We start from the raw sequence: 17390 nt of genomic DNA, 5'->3' as shown, positions 1-17390 counted from the left end.
AACTTGTAACTCATTGTTTTTATTGGACGCAAACCTCAGATGTTGTCATTAAGACAATCACGGAATATAGTCAAAATCACAAACACACTGTCATTTGGACAATCATCGTGATCTCGACCGACAGCCTGGCGCGCATCGCCCTCGACCTGCAACTCGGCATCTCCCATCAGGACAGATTCCATCGCCTGATCCAGAGCGTGCGCAGCCTGCTGCACTCGGACGCCTCGGCCCTGCTGCGCTTCGAGGGAGGCCAGTTCATCCCGCTGGCCATCGACGGCCTGATGCAGGACGTGCTGGGGCGCCGCTTCGCCCTCAAGGATCACCCGCGCATGGAGGCCATCGCCCGCGCCGGTGACGTGGTGCGCTTCCCTGCCGACAGCGCCCTGCCTGACCCTTATGACGGCCTGATCCCGGATCACGACGACTTCAAGGTGCACGCCTGCGTCGGCCTGCCGCTCTTCTCGGATCAGGCGCTGATCGGCGCCCTGACCATAGACGGCATGAACCCCACCCAGTTCGACGGCATCAGCGACGAGGAGCTGCGGCTGGTGGGGGCCCTGGCCGCCGCCGCCCTCAGCAACGCCCTGCTGCTGGAGCGGCTCGCCCGCCAGAGCAGCGAGCCGCTCGCCTCAGTCCCCCATGCCGAGGGCCAGCCGGAGATGATAGGCCGCTCCCCCGCCATGGCCCGCCTGCGCCACGAGATAGAGGTAGTCGCCAGCTCGGAGCTGAACGTGCTGATCCTGGGGGAGACGGGGGTGGGCAAGGAGCTGATCGCCAAGGCGGTGCATCAGGGCTCACCCCGCGCCAGCGCCCCCCTGGTCTACCTCAACTGCGCCGCCCTGCCGGAATCGGTGGCCGAGAGCGAGCTGTTCGGCCACGTGAAGGGGGCCTTCACCGGCGCCATCCACAACAGGGCGGGCAAGTTCGAACTGGCGGACAAGGGCACATTGTTTCTCGACGAGATTGGCGAGCTGTCGCTGGCGCTGCAGGCGAAGCTGTTGCGGGTGCTGCAATACGGGGATCTGCAGCGCATCGGCGACGACACCCCGCTCAAGGTCAATGTGCGCATCCTGGCGGCCACCAACCGGGATCTGAAGCAGGCTGTGGTCGAGGGGCAGTTCCGGGCCGATCTCTACCACCGCTTGAGCGTCTTCCCGATCCAGGCCCCGGCGCTGCGGGAACGTCCCGGGGACATTCCCCTGCTGGCCGGTTATTTTTGCGAACGCTGCCGGCTCAGCCTGGGGCTGGAGCGGCTGCGCATCCTGCCCGGGGCGCTGGCACTGCTCGAGGGTCACGACTGGCCCGGCAACGTGCGGGAACTCGAGCATGCCATCCACAGAGCCGCCGTGCTGGCCCGGGCCGAGCAGGGCAGCCAGTCCCCGGCCCTGGATGCCCATCACTTCAATCTGGGGGCGGCGGTCTCGCCGCCGCCTGCCGCCAGCACGGCCACCCCTGCCCCGCCCGTCGCCGCTGGCCTCGGCCTGCGCGCCGCCACCGACGCCTTCCAGCTCGCGCTGATAGAGCAGACCCTGGCCGCCCATGACGGCAACTGGGCCGCCACCGCCCGGGCGCTTGAGCTGGACGGCGGCAACCTGCACCGACTCGCCAGACGGCTCGGCCTCAAGGCCTGAGACCCCAAAAACAAAAACCCCCTCGCGAGGGAGGGGGTTTTTCGTGGTGCCCGAGGCCGGGCGATCAGCGCAGGGACTTGACCGAGCGGCGGACGATCAGCTCGGGCTGGACCGTCATGGACTCGACTTCCAGCTCCTTGTTGCGGATCCGGCTCACCAGCTGCTGCACCGCCAGCAGACCCAGCTCGGCCTTGGGGTGACGGATGGTGGTGAGCGGCGGGCTGGAGAAGCGCGCCATCTCTATGTCGTCATAGCCGATCATGGAGATATCGTCCGGCACCTTGACCCCGGCTTCCCAGGCGGCGCAGATGGCGCCGATCGCCATGGGATCGTCGAAGGCGAAGACAGCGGTCGGCCGCGGCGTCAGGGCCAGGATCCGCTGCATGGCGTCGTAGCCGCTCTGGCTCTCGTAATCCCCTTCGAAGATCTGCTCGTCCTTCAGGGTCAGGCCATGCTCGCCCAGGGCGTCACGCACCCCGTCCAGCCGCTGCTGGGTGGTCGGCTTGTCGATCTGGCCCGTGATGCAGACGATCTCGGTGTGACCCTGCTCCAGCAGATGACGCACGGCCAGGCGCGCACCTATGCGGGCGTTGTCGTTGATCACGTTGGCAAAGTCGCACTCGGTTCCCCAGTCCAGTACCACTTGAGGCACGTTCTTGTGGATCCGCAGCATGTCCCGCAGCGGGGTGTCGATGTCGGTCCCCAGCACCAGCAAGCCGTCGACCCGCTTCTCCATCAGCATGCGCAGATAGTGCTGCTGACGGGGGGGCTGGTTCTCGGTGTTGCACAGGATCAGGCTGTAACCCTGTTCGAAGCAGTAGGCTTCCACCCCTTGCACCACTTCCGCGAAGAAGGGGTTGGCACTGGTGGTGACCAGCATGCCGATGGTCTTGGTCGAGTTGATCTTGAGGCTGCGCGCTACCGAATTGGGCGCGTAGTTGAGTTCTGCCACCGCCTCAAGCACTTTCTGGGTTGCATCTTCGCTGACCCGACGGGTGTGATTGAGTACATGTGAGACGGTGGAGATGGATACGCCTGCCCTGGAGGCGACATCCTTGATGGTGGCCATCTCTGTCTCCTGAATAACAAAGGCGGAACAGTAGCAGATTTCCCGAATAAAGGCTTGGTTTTAACGAGAGCTGCCAGCGAATTGTCAATCTTGGCTAATCTAGGCGGTCATTTCTTTTTGCGCAAACGGAATTTGGTCAAAATGAGAGCGGACGCAGAATGAAATATCGTCAGTTTTTTACTCTGAAAATTGTCACCGTGACAATTTGTTGTCAGTATGTTAATCGACATACACGATATTAAACTCCAAAATATAATTTTAAGCAGGGCATTTGTTTCATAAAAGCCCTACCCAACCCGTTCCGGATAGTATCTTTAACATCTTGTTATTGCACGGTGAGGAATGATAGAACCTTATCTATTGCCGGGCTGGCGGGACACAGGCTCGGAATGACACACGGAAAATGAAACAATCCACTGATTAAGGGACGAATCAATGAATAACTTGAGCAAAATGGCAGTCAGGGCAGCGGTTTCTTTGGCTCTGTTTGGATCAGTCTCCATGGCCAATGCGGCCGATACCATCAAGATCGGCATCGCCGGCCCCCTGACCGGCCCGGTCGCCCAGTACGGTGACATGCAGTTCACCGGTGGCAAGATGGCGGTCGAACAGATCAACAAGGCCGGCGGCATCAAGGGCAAGCAGATCGAAGCCGTCATCTATGACGACGCCTGCGATCCCAAGCAGGCCGTGGCCATCGCCAACAAGGTGATCAACGACGGCGTCAAGTTCGTGGTCGGCCACCTCTGCTCAGACAACACCCTGCCCGCCTCCGACATCTATGAAGATGAAGGGGTGCTGATGGTCACTCCGGCCTCCACCAACCCCAAGATCACCGAGCGTGGCTACCAGCTGACCATGCGTACCATAGGCCTGGACAGCGACCAGGGCCCGACTGCCGCCAAGTACATCATCGAGCAGGTCAAACCCCAGCGCGTGGCCGTCATCCACGACAAGAAGCAGTACGGTGAAGGCATCGCCTCCAGCGTCAAGGCAGCCCTGGACAAGGCGGGCGTCAAGGTAGTGGCCTTTGAAGGCATCACCGCCGGGGACAAGGACTTCTCCGCCCTGATCGCCAAGCTGCAGAAAGAGAACGTGGACTTCGTCTACTACGGCGGCTACCACCCGGAGCTGGGCCTGATCCTGCGTCAGGCTGGCGAGAAGGGCCTGAAGGCCAAGTTCATGGGTCCGGAAGGTGTGGGTAACAAGGACATCTCCGCCATCGGCGGCCCGGCCTCCGAAGGCCTGCTGGTCACCCTGCCGAACAAGTACGATCTGCTGCCTGCCAACGCCTCCATCGTGGAAGCGTTCAAGGCCAAGGGTCAGGACTCCTCCGGTCCCTTCGTCTGGACCACCTACGCGGCCATGCAGGCTCTGGCAGCCGGTATCGCCAAGGCGGGCGAGGATGATCCCGCTGCCGTGGCTGCCGCCATGAAGGCCGCACCGATCGACACCGTCATGGGCCCCCTGAGCTGGGCACCGAACGGTGACCTCAAAGGCTTCGAGTTCGGTGTCTTCCAGTGGCACGCCGACGGTACCTCCAGCCAAGTCAAATAATCTGCCGGTCGGGGGTGACAAGCGTCACCCCCTCCTTTCTTTGCGGGCAAGTACAGGGAACGCAGTATGTCCGAACACCTTCTTTATCTGGTTCAGCAGTTGCTGAACGGATTGACCATAGGCAGCACCTATGCGTTGATCGCCATCGGCTACACCATGGTCTACGGCATCATAGGCATGATCAACTTCGCCCACGGCGAGGTCTACATGATCGGCTCCTATGTCGCCTTCATGGTGATGGCGGGGCTCATGATGATGGGCATCGACAGCACAGTGTTGCTGCTGGGCGGCGCCTTTCTGATCAGTATCCTCATCACCGGCAGCTATGGCTGGACCATAGAGCGGGTCGCCTATCGCCCGCTGCGGGGCGGCAATCGCCTCATCCCCCTCATCTCCGCCATCGGCATGTCTATCTTCTTGCAGAACATGATGCGGATGGCACAGGGCTCGCGCGACATCGCCATGCCCACCCTGATCTCCGGGGGCTGGACCCTGGGCGGTGAGGACGGCTTCCAGGCCAGCCTCTCCTACATGCAGCTCATCATCTTCGTGGTGACCTTCATCACCATGCTGGCGCTGACCCAGTTCATCAACCGCTCCCGCATGGGCCGCGCCTGTCGCGCCTGTTCGGAAGACATCAAGATGGCCAACCTGCTGGGCATAGACACCCACGTGGTCATCTCCATCACCTTCGTGCTGGGGGCCGCCCTGGCCGCCATCGCGGGCGTGCTGCTCGGCATGTATTACGGCGTCATCAACCCCTACCTCGGCTTTATGGCCGGTCTCAAGGCGTTTACGGCAGCGGTATTGGGCGGCATCGGCAGCATTCCTGGCGCCGTGATCGGCGGCCTGCTGCTCGGCGTGGTCGAGGCGCTCACCGCCGGTTACCTCAGCACCGAGTACAAGGATGTGATGGCCTTCGCCCTGCTCATCTTCGTGTTGCTCTTTATGCCCACCGGCATCCTAGGTCGTCCGGAGGTCGAGAAGGTATGAAAAAGCAATTTATCCATGCCTGCATCGCCAGCCTGATGCTGCTGGTGCTCTCCTTCTGGCTGCTCGGCTTCAAGCTGGAGACCGAGGGCTCCAGCCTGCTGGTGGTGAGCCGGCTCGATGTCTCCCTGGCCTGGCTGCTGGGGGGCGCCACCATCGTCTTCTGGTTCCAGATGCTGCGCGGCCAGATCAGTCGCCTGTTCCAGGCCTCCATCAGCGGCTTCTCCGTCGGCTTCACCAAGCTGGTGCTGCCGAGCCCGGAGGAGGCGCCCAAGCTCTATAACCTCACCGCCATACTGGTGCTGTTGTTTGCCGTCAGCTGGCCCTTCATGGCGTCCCGCGGTGCCATCGATCTCGCCACCCTGGCGCTGATCTACATCATGCTGGGGCTGGGGCTCAACGTGGTGGTGGGCCTCGCCGGCCTGCTGGATCTCGGTTACGTCGGCTTCTACGCGGTCGGCGCCTACAGCTACGCCCTGCTCAACACCTACTTCGGCCTGAGCTTCTGGGAGTGCCTGCCCATCGCCGGCCTGATGGCGGCCACCTTCGGCTTCCTGCTCGGCTTCCCGGTGTTGCGGCTGCGGGGTGACTATCTGGCCATAGTCACCCTGGGCTTTGGCGAGATCATTCGCATCCTGCTCAACAACATGACCACCCTGACAGGCGGCCCGAACGGGATCTCCGGCATTCCCAAGCCGACCCTGGGCGGCCTGGAGTTCAACCGCACCGTCAAGGACGGGGGCTTTGGCACCTTCCACGACTTCTTCGGCATCGCCTACAACGCCAACCACAAGGTGATCTTCCTCTACCTGATGGCCCTGGTGTTGGTGGTGGCGACCCTGTTCGTCATCAACCGCCTGCTGCGGATGCCGCTGGGCCGTGCCTGGGAGGCGCTGCGGGAAGACGAGATCGCCTGCAAATCCCTGGGGCTCAACCCCACCATCATCAAGCTGACCGCCTTCACCATAGGCGCCTGCTTCGCGGGCTTCGCCGGCAGCTTCTTCGCCTCGCGCCAGGGCTTCATCAGCCCGGAGTCCTTCGTCTTCATCGAGTCGGCCATCGTCCTCGCCATCGTGGTGCTGGGCGGCATGGGCTCCCAGATCGGGGTGGTGCTGGCCGCCATCGTCATGACGGTGCTGCCGGAGCTGGCCCGTGAGTTCAACGAGTACCGCATGCTGATGTTCGGCCTCTTGATGGTGTTCATGATGATCTGGCGGCCGCAGGGACTGCTGCCCATGAGCCGACCCCATATGGAGCTGCGCAAATGAGCAAGCTGAACGATACCAACAACAAATTGCTCGATGTCTCCGATCTGTCGATGCGCTTCGGCGGCTTGCTGGCGGTCAACGGCGTCAAGCTGGATGTGGACAAGGGGGAGGTGATCTCCATCATAGGCCCCAACGGGGCGGGCAAGACCACCATCTTCAACTGCCTGACCGGTTTCTACCGCCCGACCGGCGGCACCATCCGCTACCGTGGCGAGGAGATCCAGGGACTGCCCGGCCACCTCATCGCCCGCAAGGGGATAGTGCGCACCTTCCAGCACGTGCGCCTGTTCAAGGAGATGACGGCGGTGGAGAACCTGCTGGTGGCCCAGCACAGGCATCTCAACACCGGCTTCATCGCCGGCCTGTTCAAGACCCCGGCCTTCCGCCGTGCCGAGAAAGAGGGGCTGGAGCAGTCCGCCTTCTGGCTGGAGAAGGTGGGCCTCAAGGATCTCGCCAACCGCCCCGCCGGCAACCTGGCCTATGGCCAGCAGCGTCGCCTCGAAATCGCCCGCTGCATGGCGACCCGGCCCGAGCTGCTGATGCTGGATGAGCCGGCCGCCGGCCTCAACCCGCACGAGACCGACGAGCTCAACGACCTCATCTCCAACCTGAGGGACGAGTTTGGGGTGTCAGTGTTGTTGATAGAGCACGACATGAAGCTGGTGATGGAGATCTCCAACCGCATCTTCGTGGTGAACCAGGGTACCCCGCTGGCCCACGGCAAGCCGGATGAGATCCGCAGCAATCCGGCCGTGATCAAGGCCTATCTGGGCGAGTCGTAAGGAAATCAAGATGTTAGAACTTCGCAATGTATCGACCCACTACGGCAAGATCCAGGCGCTGCACGACGTCAGCGTCGAGATAAAAGAGGGGGAAATCGTCACCCTGATCGGCGCCAACGGCGCCGGCAAGACCACATTGCTGATGACGCTGTGCGGCGAACCCAAGCCCAGCAGCGGCAGCATCTGGTTCGAGGGGGAGCAGATAGACTCCCTCAGCACGGCCCGCATCATGCGCAAGGACATCGCAGTGGTGCCTGAGGGGCGCCGCATCTTCGCCCGCCTGACGGTGCAGGAGAACCTGCTGATGGGGGCCTTCTTCGTCGACAAGGCCGAGCAACCCGCCCTGCTGGATCAGGTGTTCACCCTGTTCCCCCGGCTGCACGAGCGGCTGGAGCAGCGGGCGGGCACCATGTCCGGCGGCGAACAGCAGATGCTGGCCATAGGCCGGGCCCTGATGAGCAAGCCGCGTCTGCTGCTGCTGGACGAGCCCTCCCTGGGGTTGGCCCCCATCATCATCCAGCAGATCTTCGACACCATAGAGCAGCTGCGCCAGAAGGGGATGACCATCTTCCTGGTGGAGCAGAACGCGAACCAGGCGCTCAAGCTGGCGGATCGGGGCTATGTGCTGGAAAACGGCCGGGTGGTGCTGCAGGACACGGGGGCGGCCCTGCTCGCCAATCCGGCAGTGCGCCAGGCCTATCTCGGCGGCTGATCATGAGCAGGGCAGAGGCAGGGCCGGACAGACACAGCTTCTGGCACGATCCTGCCCTGCCCTTCATCGAGGCGCGGGCGGTGCAGGATGGCCGCCACGTCTGCTACGACAAGCACAGCCACCCCCACTTCTCCATCGGCGCCATCACAGGCGGCCACAGTCACTACCTCAACCAGCGCAGCCTTCAGGAGGTCGGCCCGGGTTCCCTGGTGCTGATGAACCCGGAAGAGGTGCACGCCTGCAATCCCATCGCCGACCAGCCCTGGTCCTATCTGATGTTCTACCTCGATACCGACTGGCTGCGCAGCCAGCAGGAGGAGGCGGGCCTCGGCAGCGAGTTCAGGCCCTTCGACATGACGGCGAGCCGGGATCCCCTGCTCTACCAGGGCTTGCGGCACCTCCATCACCAGCTGGTAGAAGCGCCGGATCCCCTGGCCCGCGAGGTGGCCTGCCACCTGTTCAGTCGCCAGTTGCTGGCCAGGCTCACCCCGGCCAGGTGGGACGATCGCCCGCCCCGGCACCTGCAACGGGCCGCCGAGCTGATGCAGGACGACAGCGCCAGCCCCCTCAGCCTGTCACAGCTGAGCGCCGTGGCCGGGCTCACCCCCTCCCACTTCGTGCGCGCCTTCAGCCACCACTACGGCATGACCCCTCACGCCTATCTGCTGGATAGACGGATCCGCCACGCCCGCAGCCTGCTCAGGCAGGGACACCCCCTGGCCGAGGTCGCCCTGGCCAGCGGCTTCGCCGATCAGGCCCACTTCCAGCGCCAGTTCAAGCGCCGGGTCGCCGCCACCCCGGGCCAGTACAGGACCCAGCTCGCCCGTCAGGCTGAACGCACCAGATAGGCGGCGCTGAGCAGCAACAAGAGCGCCATGGCCCGGTTGAACCAGCGCAACCGGCGAGGCACGAGCAGCAGCCCCTGCATGCAACTGCCGGCATAGGCCCAGCAGGCGATGGAGCCAAGGCAGATCACCAGATAGACAGTGGTAAACAGGGCTACCTGCCCCACCCCGCCCGCGACACCATAGGCTCCCATTCCCATGCTGGCCGCCAGCCAGGCCTTGGGATTGAGCCACTGCATCAGGGCCCCGTACCAGAAGGCGGGGGGCGCCCCCTCGACCCGCTCCAGCTGCCCCCTGTCCACCAGCAGTTGCCAGGCCATGTAACAGAGAAAGATCACGCCGCCCCAGTGGATGGCGCCCGCCGCCACCGGCCAGCGGGACAGGGCACCGCCGAGACCCAGCCCCATCAGCAGGAGCAGCAGGATGAAGCCCAGGGTCGCCCCCACCACGTGGCGCAGGCTGGCCGGAAAGCCATAACGAGCGCCGGTGCCGAGGGCGACCAGGTTGACCGGACCGGGGGAGATGGACATGGCCAGGGCAAACCCGGACATGGACAACAACAGACTGATTTCCATGGATGATGCTCACGCAAAGGATTGAGCCACCAGCCTATCCGGCCCGCCCAAGCCGATATTGAAGGAAATTGCGATCCTGCGGCACATGGCAAGGCACATTGCGGACTTAGCGCAAGCCACGGCTTGCGGTAAACTGGCCCTCAATCCTCCATTTTCAGGACATCTCAATGGACCAGTTTGCCCATATCAGCGCCCAGGATGCCCACCAGAAGCTGAGCGCAGGCGAAGCCCGTCTCGTGGACATTCGCGATCCCCAATCCTTCGAGACGGCCCACGCGGTCGGCGCCTTCCACCTCACCAACGGTTCCCTGGTGCGGTTCATGAACGAGGTGGACTTCGACACCCCGGTCATAGTGATGTGCTATCACGGCAACAGCAGCCAGGGAGCGGCCCAGTATCTGCTGCAACAGGGCTATGACGAGGTCTACAGCCTGGACGGCGGCTTCGAGGCCTGGCGCAGGGAGTTCCCGATCCAGGCAGGCGACGCATGACAGGGGCGGGGCACTCCTCCCCGGCCGGCATGATCCAGCTGCTGGTGCTGGGGGACGCCCGCATGGCACAGGCGCTGGTGGATTACCTCGCCACCCTGGGCATCTCGTGCGAGCTGACCCAGTCCGAGCTCGGCGTCTCCGTCTGGCTGGCGGACGAGCAGCGCCTCGCCCAGGCCCAGCAGGAGGTGAAGCGCTTCCTGAGCGAACCCAATCACCCCCGCTACGTGGAGGCCTCCTGGCAATCCGGCCGGGCGGATGCCCGCATCGACTACAGCAAGGGGATGACGGATCCGGTCACCGACTTCCTCCATCAGGCTGGCCCCCTGACCCTGGTGGTCATCATCGCCTGCCTGGCCATCTATGCCCTGGATGCCATTGGCCTGCCCATCTTCGACGAGCTGGCGTTCCACCCCACCCTGGCCCAGTTCACCGACTGGCAGGCCTGGCGCTACGTCACCCCGGCCTTCATCCACTTCTCGGTGCTGCATCTGGTGTTCAACCTGCTGTGGTGGTGGTATCTCGGCGGCCAGATCGAGCAGCGGCTCGGCAGCGGCAAGCTGTTTATCCTGCTGCTGGTCGGGGCCGCGCTGCCCAATATCGCCGAGTTTTTCGTGAGCGGCCCGCGCTTTGGCGGCCTCTCCGGGGTGGTCTATGCCCTGCTCGGCTACAGCTGGATGCGTGCCAGACTGCAGCCCGCCTGCGGCCTCACCATGCCGCCGGCCCTGATGGGCTTCATGCTGATCTGGCTGGTGCTCGGCTTCTTCGACATGCTAGGCACCCCCACCGCCAACATGGCCCATCTGGTGGGTCTGCTGGTCGGCCTGGCGCAAGGCTGGCTGGACAGGCACCACAAGCCCGCCTGACGCACTTCCTCGCAGGTACCATCACCAGAAACGAAAACGCCGCCCCCAGGGGCGGCGTTGTTATTAGTCGGCCGGCTTACTGCTTGAGCAGGCTGGGGTCGGTCACCTTGACCGCGGTGCCACCGCTTGCGAAGAAGCTGCCGAACTGGGTCTGCATCTCAGTGGTGACGGCGCCGGTCGGATCGAAGTTCTCGTCCGGTGCCAGCAGCGAGCTGTGACCACCGGCCACGAAGCGGGTGGCGTGGTGGTTGGCCGCGCCGGTCGCGCTCAGGGGTTGCAGGGCCAGTACCTTGAACAGCGGCTCGGTGCCACCCAGAGGGGCGGTGGCAATGCTGTTCGGGATCACCCGATCCGACAGGCTCAGGGCGCCGTCGCCGACGACTTCAGTGGCAAACAGCGGGAAGTCCGCCGCTATGCCGCGACCCAGGTTGATCGGATCAGCCGAGTCCAGTACCGACTGGGCTGCGAAGCTGTAGCTCTGCAGGGTACCGGCCGCGGTGGCCTGAGTGGCGGCGTCCTGGCTCGGCAGGAACTCGTTGACGAAGCAGGTCGGCACCGCCGTCTTGCAGTTAGGCGCATAGGCGGTGAAGGCCGCCTTCAGGGCGGCACTGCCAGCGGTCAGCACGCTCATCTGGATCGTCGGGCCGAAGGTCGGCGAGTTCAGCAGCAGCGGCGCTATGCCGCCACCCGGCATGGCCAGGCCGCCGGTGTCGAACTTGAACAGGGCATCGGCCTGGGGATTGCCAACGGACTGGTTGGCCACCGCCAGCAGGTTGGCCCCCGCGATGGCGCCCAGGGAGTGACCCAGGAAGTGCACCTTGAGGCTGCCAGCGGTGCCGATGGCTCCCTTGGCATTGGCCAGCCCCACCGCCAGACGCAGACCCAGCAGATCCGCCACGCTCTGTTTCAGGTTGTCACGGGCCACCGTCAGGTAGCTCAGGTTCAGGTAGGGGGTCGGGTTGTCGGAGGTGGTCACCGAGTCCATGCTGCCGGTCAGGGCGAAGCCGCGCTCACCGTGCAGCGGATGGTCGATCACCACCACGGCCACGTTCTTGCTCGCCTGGGCACCGGCGCCGATCTGACCCAGGGCCAGGGCGTAGGCGTTCTCCTTCACCGAGGTGACGCCGTGCTGATAGATGATCACGTCGGTGATGGCTGTCAGCGGCGCGGCGGCGAAGATCCGCATCGGGACGGACTGCACCTCTTCCAGCGCCGGCAGCGGGTTGAAGCGGCCTATGTTCTGCTCGGGATCCAGCGCCTTGCCGCCGGAGGTGAGGGTCACCCCGATCAGCTTGCTCGCTTCCGCCAGCAGCTCGGCCTGACGGCTCGGATCGGCGATGAGTTCGCCCAGCAGGGCCGGATCCACACCGGCGCCCACCAGGCCACCGATCACCTCGGCATCCTGGGCCTTCAGCGCATTGGCGATGGCATAGAGGCTGGGGATGGCACCGTGCCAGGACTGGGTCCTGGCCTTGTCCCAGGAGCCGGCGGTGGCCGGAGAGGAGAGGAAGTAGGGCAGCTTGACGGTGCCGCTATAAACCTTGGCTGCCTGCGCCAGGCCGTTGAGCGGGGTGCCTGGGCCAAAGGCGGCGGCAATGGCATCCTTCTGCTCCTGGGGCAGGAATGGCTCGGCTTCCAGCTGGGTCAGGAAGGCGGCGTTTGCCGTCACCCCCAGGGTGTAGGTACCGGGCAGGCTGGTGTTGCCCAGGGCATCCTGCTTCCACAGGGCGGCAGCGTCCAGGGTCGGGCTCTTGAGCACGGAAGCGGCCGCACCCTTCACCGCCACCAGCACGTCGGCGCCGGACTGGGTACCGAACCAGTCGGAGAAGATCACGTGGTCGCTGGTGATGCCGGTGGCAGCCTTGAACAGCCCTTCCTGCAGCGCGATCAGGCCGCTGATGGTCTGCTCCTGGGCATTGCTGCCGGTGCTGGTCTTGTAGTTGCTGTAGTCGCTACCCGGTCGCAGGGGGTTGCCGCTGCTGTCCTTGAGCGAATCGGTCGCCACTATCATGTAGTAGGAAGCCGGATTGAGCGGCTTGAGCGGCACCAGGTTCAGCTTGCCCGCCGACTCGGCGACCACGAAGTCCACCCCGTAGGCCAGCACCTTCTTCACGCCACTCGGGCGCAGGGCGGTGCTGTCGAACTCCAGCTCCAGCAGGTAGAGCGGAGCCACCGAGGCACCGAATTCGGCGGCGGACGGCGCTTTGACCGTGATGCCTGAGGCCGTCACGGGCACTATCTGGATCGCCTGGGTCGTGGACCAGCCATCCAGGGTGGAGAGGGCGGAGACTGGATTGGAGAGATCGGCCGTTTCGGTCGAGAACTTCAGGGTGCCGTCACTGGCACGGGCGGCCAGGGCGCTGGGGCGCGCCGCATTAGTGCCGCTCAGCAGATAATCGAGATAGCTTGAGGTATCGCCTTTGTTGTCGTCACTGCCACCACAACCGCTCAGCAGCGCACTGACGACGGCCGCGTAAATTAGCTTCTTTTTCATATCCTTATCTCTTTTATGTTGTTATCCATGATGAGCCTGACGGGGTAGGGTCCAAACCCGACCGAGTCATATTAACAGCAACGCAACAATTAATAAGCCTCTGGTCGGTCATCTGATCTGATTTTTTTGTGTACAGCATCAAGGAATTGGAATTGATCCCCGGCGAAAGAGGGTAGCAGCCTTCCCCTTATCACCAGACCCGACCAGAGCCTTTCCGCGCCAGTGGCGCAAAAAGCCACCCCGATCTCGGCAAAGGGGGGGATTTGTCGGTAGAATGGCGCCATTGCTTAAGGAGAACCCCATGATCGACCCGAAAAAACTGGAAGAGATCGCCAAACAGATACACAACGCCCTGCCGCCCGGCATTCGCAGCATGGGTGAAGAGGTGGAGAAGAAGACCCGTCAGGTGCTGCAGGCCCAGCTGAACAAGCTGGATCTGGTGAGCCGTGAAGAGTTTGACGTGCAGACCAAGGTGCTGCTGCGCACCCGGGAGAAGCTGACCGCCCTCGAGGCCAAGCTGGCCCAGCTGGAACAGCAGCTCGCCGCCAAGGGCGAGTAATCCGGCGCGACGTCCCGTCGGCACATAAGACAAACCCCAGCCAGGCTGGGGTTTGTTGTTTCTGATGCCCGAGGGGGATGGGCCGATGCGGGCTGGCGAACCAGGTTGCTCACCCTCTCATCCTCCCTTCTCCCGCGAAAGGAGCAGGGAGCGGATCGGCGTTCCTCGGGAAGGCGGTGATCAGATAAATTCGTAGGCGTCGCCGAAGATGCGCTCGGGCTCGGCACCCAGCACCTTGAACTCCTCGCGGGCGGCACCCGCCATCTCGAAGCGACCGGCCACATAGATGTCGTAGTCATGCAGGCTGACGAAGTCATCCATGATGGCCTTGTGCACCAGGCCGGTCTTGCCGGTCCAGTCCGCTTGTGGCTCCTGCACCACGGGGATGAAGGTGAGCGGCGCATAGTCGCGCTCCCACTGCTGCATCTGCCCCTGCTCATAGAGCCAGTGCGCCTGGCGCACGCCCCAGTAGAGGAACACCGGGCGCTTGCTGCCGGTATCGATCAGATACTCCAGGATGGCACGGGCGTAAGAGAAGCCGGTACCGCCCGCCATCAGGATCAGGGGGCGCGGCGATTCGTCGCGCAGGAAGGCCTTGCCCGCCGCCAGCTCGATCTCGATCTCCCCCTGCTCGCGCATGCGGGCCAGCACCTGACCGGCGTAGGCGTTTTCCGGGGTGGCACCGATCTGCAGCTCCAGCACACCGGAGCGGGTCGGCGAGTTGGCGATGGAGAAGGGGCGCTTGTCCGAATCGCTCATCACCACCAGCAGATACTGGCCAGGCTTGAAGCTCACCGCTTGCTGCGGCGTCAGGGCCACGTGCCAGATGGTGTCGACATATTCGCGCAGTTCCTCTACGCGGCACTTGATACGTTGCATTCTTGTCCTTGTGAGGGGCCTGCCCGGCCCGCTTCGCTCATGGTTTCACTGTTTTTATGGCGACCAGTTGGTGGTCAAGTCCGTCGAGCATACCCAATTCGGCACGGCAATACCGCACTTTTGCGTCGGTATGGCCGCCAGCCCGGGTGGGTCGCTCAGTCGAGGATCTTCAACTCGTCCCAGATCCCGTCGATCTTCTGCTTCACCGCCTCGTCCTGGACTATGGGCTGACCCCACTCACGGTTGCTCTCCCCCGGCCACTTGTTGGTGGCATCCAGCCCCATCTTGGAGCCGAGCCCCGAGACCGGCGAGGCGAAGTCGAGGTAGTCGATGGGGGTGTGCTCGATCAGGGTGGTGTCCCGCGCCGGGTCCATCCGGGTGGTGATGGCCCAGATCACGTCCTTCCAGTCCCGGGCGTTGATGTCGTCGTCGCAGACGATCACGAACTTGGTGTACATGAACTGGCGCAGGAAGGACCAGACCCCCAGCATCACCCGCTTGGCATGGCCGGGATAACGCTTCTTGATGGTCACCACCGCCATCCGGTAGGAGCAGCCTTCCGGCGGCAGGTAGAAGTCCACGATTTCGGGGAACTGCTTCTGCAGCAGCGGCACGAACACCTCGTTCAATGCCACTCCGAGCACGGCAGGCTCATCGGGCGGACGGCCGGTGTAGGTGCTGTGATAGATGGCATCACGGCGCATGGTCATGTGGGTGATGGTGAACACCGGGAACTCGTCCACCTCGTTGTAGTAGCCGGTGTGATCCCCGTAGGGGCCCTCGGGCGCCATCTCCCCCGGCTCCAGATAGCCTTCCAGCACGATTTCGGCGCTGGCGGGCACCTCCAGCTCGCAGCTCAGGGCCTTCACCACCTCGGTACGGCTGCCCCGCAGCAGGCCGGCGAAGGCGTACTCGGAGAGACTGTCCGGCACCGGCGTCACAGCGCCGAGTATGGTCGCAGGATCGGCGCCGAGCGCCACCGCCACCGGGAAACGCTCACCCGGGTGGGCCTCCTGCCACTCGCGAAAATCGATGGCGCCGCCGCGGTGATCCAGCCAGCGCATGATCAGCTTGTTCTTGCCGATCTTCTGCTGGCGGTAGATGCCGAGGTTCTGACGCTTCTTGTAGGGGCCACGGGTGATGGTCAGCCCCCAGGTCACCAGGGGCGCCACATCGCCGGGCCAGCAGTGCTGGATGGGGATCTGGTCCAGATCCACCGCATCCCCCTCCAGCACCACCTGCTGACAGGGGGCGGAGGAGAGCCGCTTGGTCGGCATGTTGAGCACCTGCTTGAAGATGGGCAGCTTCTCCATCAGCTCCTTGAGGCCGCGGGGCGGCTCTGGCTCCTTCAGGTAGGAGAGCCAGACCCCGACCTGGCGCAGGGCACCGACATTGGGTTGGCCCATGCCCATGGCGACCCGATCCGGGGTGCCGAACAGATTGGTCAGCACCGGCATGGCATAGCCTTTGGGATTCTCGAACAGCAGGGCCGGGCCGCCCGCACGCAGGGTACGGTCGCTGATCTCGGTCATCTCCAGATAGGGGTCTATCTCGCGGCTGATGCGCTTGAGCTGTCCGGTTTGTTCCAGCTGCGCGATGAAATCACGCAAGTCCTTGTATTTCATGCAGGTACCCTAGCGGGGTCAGGAGGTTCCGCATTATAACCCTGGCCGCGCATCCGGTGTACCCGTATCGGGCAGCATGATGGACGAGGCGTGACGCCGCTCCTGCCGGGTGAGCCTGTCCGCCAGCTGGCCCAGCAGCCTGGGCTCGTCCATCTGCAGCAAGAGACCGGCCACCAGGCCGCCATACTGGTGCTTGCCGAGCTCCGCCAGCAGATACTGCTGGGCACCGTCCGGCAGCGGCGAGAGCTGACTGAGCTGCTGCAGGGCGGGGATCATCAACCGCCCGTTGCGGCTGGCGGCGATCAGCAGATCGCTCGCCTCCTGGCCGGTATGGAAGCGGGAAATGGAGTGCAGGGCAGCCAGGCTGTCGTGATCCACAGGCTGGCGCCACAGCTTCAGGTAGAGCGCTGTGTCGCCCGTCCGTTCGATGAGGTGCAGCAGCAACTGGTTGTCAGGCAGGAAGATATTGAGGGAGGCGAGCCGGTCGGCCTCGCGTCGCAGCACTGGGGTGGGCTGGTCATCGAGCACGGCCAGCAGCGCCTGTTGCTGCCGGGCCAGCTCAGGGTTGCGGCTGTAGTAGAGCTGCTTGTAGTCGAAGCTGTTCTGCTCCAGCAGTTGGCGGTAGTTGTCCTGCCAGGCCAGCTGTTGCCAGTGGTTGAGCACCAGCCGGGCCTCGGCGGCAAAATCATAGGCGGGCAGCTGCACTAGGAAACCGTCCACCTCCCCCTCCACCAGCCATTGCGGCGCCTTGGCGGCCTGCACCCGTACCCAGGCCAGCAGGGCGGGGCTGGGGGCGGCCGATGACTTGAGCCCGCTCAGCAACTGATGCAGCAAATACTCCCGCTGCCCTACCGACAGGGTCTCGAGCAGCGAGTCCATGGCATCAAACTGCCCCAATGCCATACGGCTATCCAGGTACGCCCGGTGCCCCTCCAACCCCTCGTCCGCCACCAGAGGTGCCTGCAGCTGCGGCGGGGTATCGGCATGCACAGGGGCAGCCAGCATCCAGCAGAGTCCGATGAGAAATACCAGCTTCATGACGTCCCTTTC

General features: G+C 63.9%; 16 protein-coding genes. 10 read left to right on the top strand and 6 right to left on the bottom strand.

Annotated elements, in window-relative coordinates:
* The first annotated feature begins 107 nt into the window (after positions 1-107).
* A complete protein-coding gene (gene norR, locus AAHB08_RS18875) occupies positions 108-1631 on the top strand; it encodes a nitric oxide reductase transcriptional regulator NorR (RefSeq protein ID WP_342059760.1) in 1524 nt (507 codons plus the stop codon).
* A gap of 64 nt (positions 1632-1695) precedes the next feature.
* Here the strand turns inward: norR and AAHB08_RS18870 are convergent, their stop codons facing one another.
* A complete protein-coding gene (locus AAHB08_RS18870; RefSeq protein ID WP_025328814.1) occupies positions 1696-2700 on the bottom strand; it encodes a substrate-binding domain-containing protein in 1005 nt (334 codons plus the stop codon).
* A gap of 435 nt (positions 2701-3135) precedes the next feature.
* Here AAHB08_RS18870 and AAHB08_RS18865 point away from each other — a divergent pair, with 435 nt between their 5' ends.
* The 6 genes from AAHB08_RS18865 to AAHB08_RS18840 all read left to right on the top strand — a co-directional run bounded on the left by AAHB08_RS18865 (position 3136) and on the right by AAHB08_RS18840 (position 8857).
* The gene (locus AAHB08_RS18865) at positions 3136-4257 is read left to right on the top strand and encodes a branched-chain amino acid ABC transporter substrate-binding protein (RefSeq protein WP_162519276.1); all 1122 of its coding nucleotides are present in this window, start codon (positions 3136-3138) and stop codon (positions 4255-4257) included.
* Between the two features lie 66 nt (positions 4258-4323).
* Positions 4324-5250 (top strand): high-affinity branched-chain amino acid ABC transporter permease LivH, encoded by a 927-nt coding sequence (gene livH, locus AAHB08_RS18860; protein WP_025328816.1) that lies wholly within the window; start codon positions 4324-4326, stop codon positions 5248-5250.
* Entirely contained in the window at positions 5247-6515 is a 1269-nt protein-coding gene (locus AAHB08_RS18855; protein ID WP_342059759.1) for a high-affinity branched-chain amino acid ABC transporter permease LivM, read from the top strand. The genes livH and AAHB08_RS18855 overlap by 4 nt, the downstream gene beginning before the upstream one ends.
* Positions 6512-7297, top strand: a complete 786-nt coding sequence (livG, locus tag AAHB08_RS18850; protein ID WP_139438547.1) for a high-affinity branched-chain amino acid ABC transporter ATP-binding protein LivG — start codon at positions 6512-6514, stop codon at positions 7295-7297. Before AAHB08_RS18855 ends, livG begins: the two co-directional genes overlap by 4 nt.
* 10 nt (positions 7298-7307) lie before the next feature.
* Positions 7308-8009: an ABC transporter ATP-binding protein gene (locus AAHB08_RS18845; RefSeq protein ID WP_025328819.1), complete on the top strand. Its 702-nt coding sequence runs from the start codon at positions 7308-7310 to the stop codon at positions 8007-8009.
* Between the two features lie 2 nt (positions 8010-8011).
* The gene (locus AAHB08_RS18840; RefSeq protein WP_342059758.1) at positions 8012-8857 is read left to right on the top strand and encodes an AraC family transcriptional regulator; all 846 of its coding nucleotides are present in this window, start codon (positions 8012-8014) and stop codon (positions 8855-8857) included.
* On the opposite strand, the gene AAHB08_RS18835 is transcribed toward AAHB08_RS18840, so the two are convergent.
* Complete coding sequence (locus AAHB08_RS18835) at positions 8836-9429, bottom strand: LysE family translocator (protein ID WP_342059757.1); 594 nt, start codon at positions 9427-9429, stop codon at positions 8836-8838. The genes AAHB08_RS18840 and AAHB08_RS18835 overlap by 22 nt on opposite strands.
* A gap of 167 nt (positions 9430-9596) precedes the next feature.
* On the opposite strand from AAHB08_RS18835, the gene glpE reads away from it, so the two are divergent.
* Together glpE and glpG are read left to right on the top strand one after the other, a co-directional pair.
* Positions 9597-9920, top strand: coding sequence for a thiosulfate sulfurtransferase GlpE (glpE, locus tag AAHB08_RS18830; protein WP_342059756.1), 324 nt, complete (start codon positions 9597-9599; stop codon positions 9918-9920).
* Positions 9921-9949: 29 nt separating this feature from the next.
* Complete coding sequence (gene glpG / locus AAHB08_RS18825) at positions 9950-10783, top strand: rhomboid family intramembrane serine protease GlpG (protein WP_342059784.1); 834 nt, start codon at positions 9950-9952, stop codon at positions 10781-10783.
* Between the two features lie 76 nt (positions 10784-10859).
* Here the strand turns inward: glpG and AAHB08_RS18820 are convergent, their stop codons facing one another.
* Entirely contained in the window at positions 10860-13277 is a 2418-nt protein-coding gene (locus tag AAHB08_RS18820; protein ID WP_342059755.1) for a VolA/Pla-1 family phospholipase, read from the bottom strand.
* 301 nt (positions 13278-13578) lie between these two features.
* Between AAHB08_RS18820 and ubiK the strand changes: the two genes are divergently transcribed.
* Complete coding sequence (gene ubiK / locus AAHB08_RS18815; RefSeq protein ID WP_010672374.1) at positions 13579-13836, top strand: ubiquinone biosynthesis accessory factor UbiK; 258 nt, start codon at positions 13579-13581, stop codon at positions 13834-13836.
* A 180-nt stretch (positions 13837-14016) separates the two neighbouring features.
* Here ubiK and fre read toward each other — a convergent pair whose 3' ends face one another.
* The 3 genes from fre to AAHB08_RS18800 form a co-directional block, all read right to left on the bottom strand.
* A complete protein-coding gene (gene fre, locus AAHB08_RS18810) occupies positions 14017-14715 on the bottom strand; it encodes an NAD(P)H-flavin reductase (protein WP_042648685.1) in 699 nt (232 codons plus the stop codon).
* Between the two features lie 155 nt (positions 14716-14870).
* Positions 14871-16340: a 4-hydroxy-3-polyprenylbenzoate decarboxylase gene (ubiD, locus tag AAHB08_RS18805; RefSeq protein ID WP_268435806.1), complete on the bottom strand. Its 1470-nt coding sequence runs from the start codon at positions 16338-16340 to the stop codon at positions 14871-14873.
* A gap of 33 nt (positions 16341-16373) precedes the next feature.
* Complete coding sequence (locus tag AAHB08_RS18800; protein ID WP_342059754.1) at positions 16374-17378, bottom strand: hypothetical protein; 1005 nt, start codon at positions 17376-17378, stop codon at positions 16374-16376.
* Between the last annotated feature and the right edge of the window lie 12 nt (positions 17379-17390).

This window comes from Aeromonas sp. OTU364 (assembly GCF_038440395.1).
Lineage (GTDB): Bacteria > Pseudomonadota > Gammaproteobacteria > Enterobacterales > Aeromonadaceae > Aeromonas.
The sequence above is the reverse complement of the archived record's forward strand: the minus strand, read 5'-3'. Positions and strand labels throughout refer to the sequence as shown.

Bases quoted from the DNA above. Each gene is read 5' to 3' on its own strand.
- ubiK (WP_010672374.1), top strand. From the start codon at position 13,579: ATGATCGACCCGAAAAAACTGGAAGAGATCGCCAAACAGATACACAAC.
- AAHB08_RS18855 (WP_342059759.1), top strand. From the start codon at position 5,247: ATGAAAAAGCAATTTATCCATGCCTGCATCGCCAGCCTGATGCTGCTG.
- AAHB08_RS18870 (WP_025328814.1), bottom strand. From the start codon at position 2,700: ATGGCCACCATCAAGGATGTCGCCTCCAGGGCAGGCGTATCCATCTCC.
- AAHB08_RS18835 (WP_342059757.1), bottom strand. From the start codon at position 9,429: ATGGAAATCAGTCTGTTGTTGTCCATGTCCGGGTTTGCCCTGGCCATG.
- fre (WP_042648685.1), bottom strand. From the start codon at position 14,715: ATGCAACGTATCAAGTGCCGCGTAGAGGAACTGCGCGAATATGTCGAC.
- AAHB08_RS18845 (WP_025328819.1), top strand. From the start codon at position 7,308: ATGTTAGAACTTCGCAATGTATCGACCCACTACGGCAAGATCCAGGCG.
- AAHB08_RS18865 (WP_162519276.1), top strand. From the start codon at position 3,136: ATGAATAACTTGAGCAAAATGGCAGTCAGGGCAGCGGTTTCTTTGGCT.
- glpG (WP_342059784.1), top strand. From the start codon at position 9,950: ATGATCCAGCTGCTGGTGCTGGGGGACGCCCGCATGGCACAGGCGCTG.
- AAHB08_RS18820 (WP_342059755.1), bottom strand. From the start codon at position 13,277: ATGAAAAAGAAGCTAATTTACGCGGCCGTCGTCAGTGCGCTGCTGAGC.
- livH (WP_025328816.1), top strand. From the start codon at position 4,324: ATGTCCGAACACCTTCTTTATCTGGTTCAGCAGTTGCTGAACGGATTG.
- livG (WP_139438547.1), top strand. From the start codon at position 6,512: ATGAGCAAGCTGAACGATACCAACAACAAATTGCTCGATGTCTCCGAT.
- ubiD (WP_268435806.1), bottom strand. From the start codon at position 16,340: ATGAAATACAAGGACTTGCGTGATTTCATCGCGCAGCTGGAACAAACC.
- AAHB08_RS18840 (WP_342059758.1), top strand. From the start codon at position 8,012: ATGAGCAGGGCAGAGGCAGGGCCGGACAGACACAGCTTCTGGCACGAT.
- glpE (WP_342059756.1), top strand. From the start codon at position 9,597: ATGGACCAGTTTGCCCATATCAGCGCCCAGGATGCCCACCAGAAGCTG.
- AAHB08_RS18800 (WP_342059754.1), bottom strand. From the start codon at position 17,378: ATGAAGCTGGTATTTCTCATCGGACTCTGCTGGATGCTGGCTGCCCCT.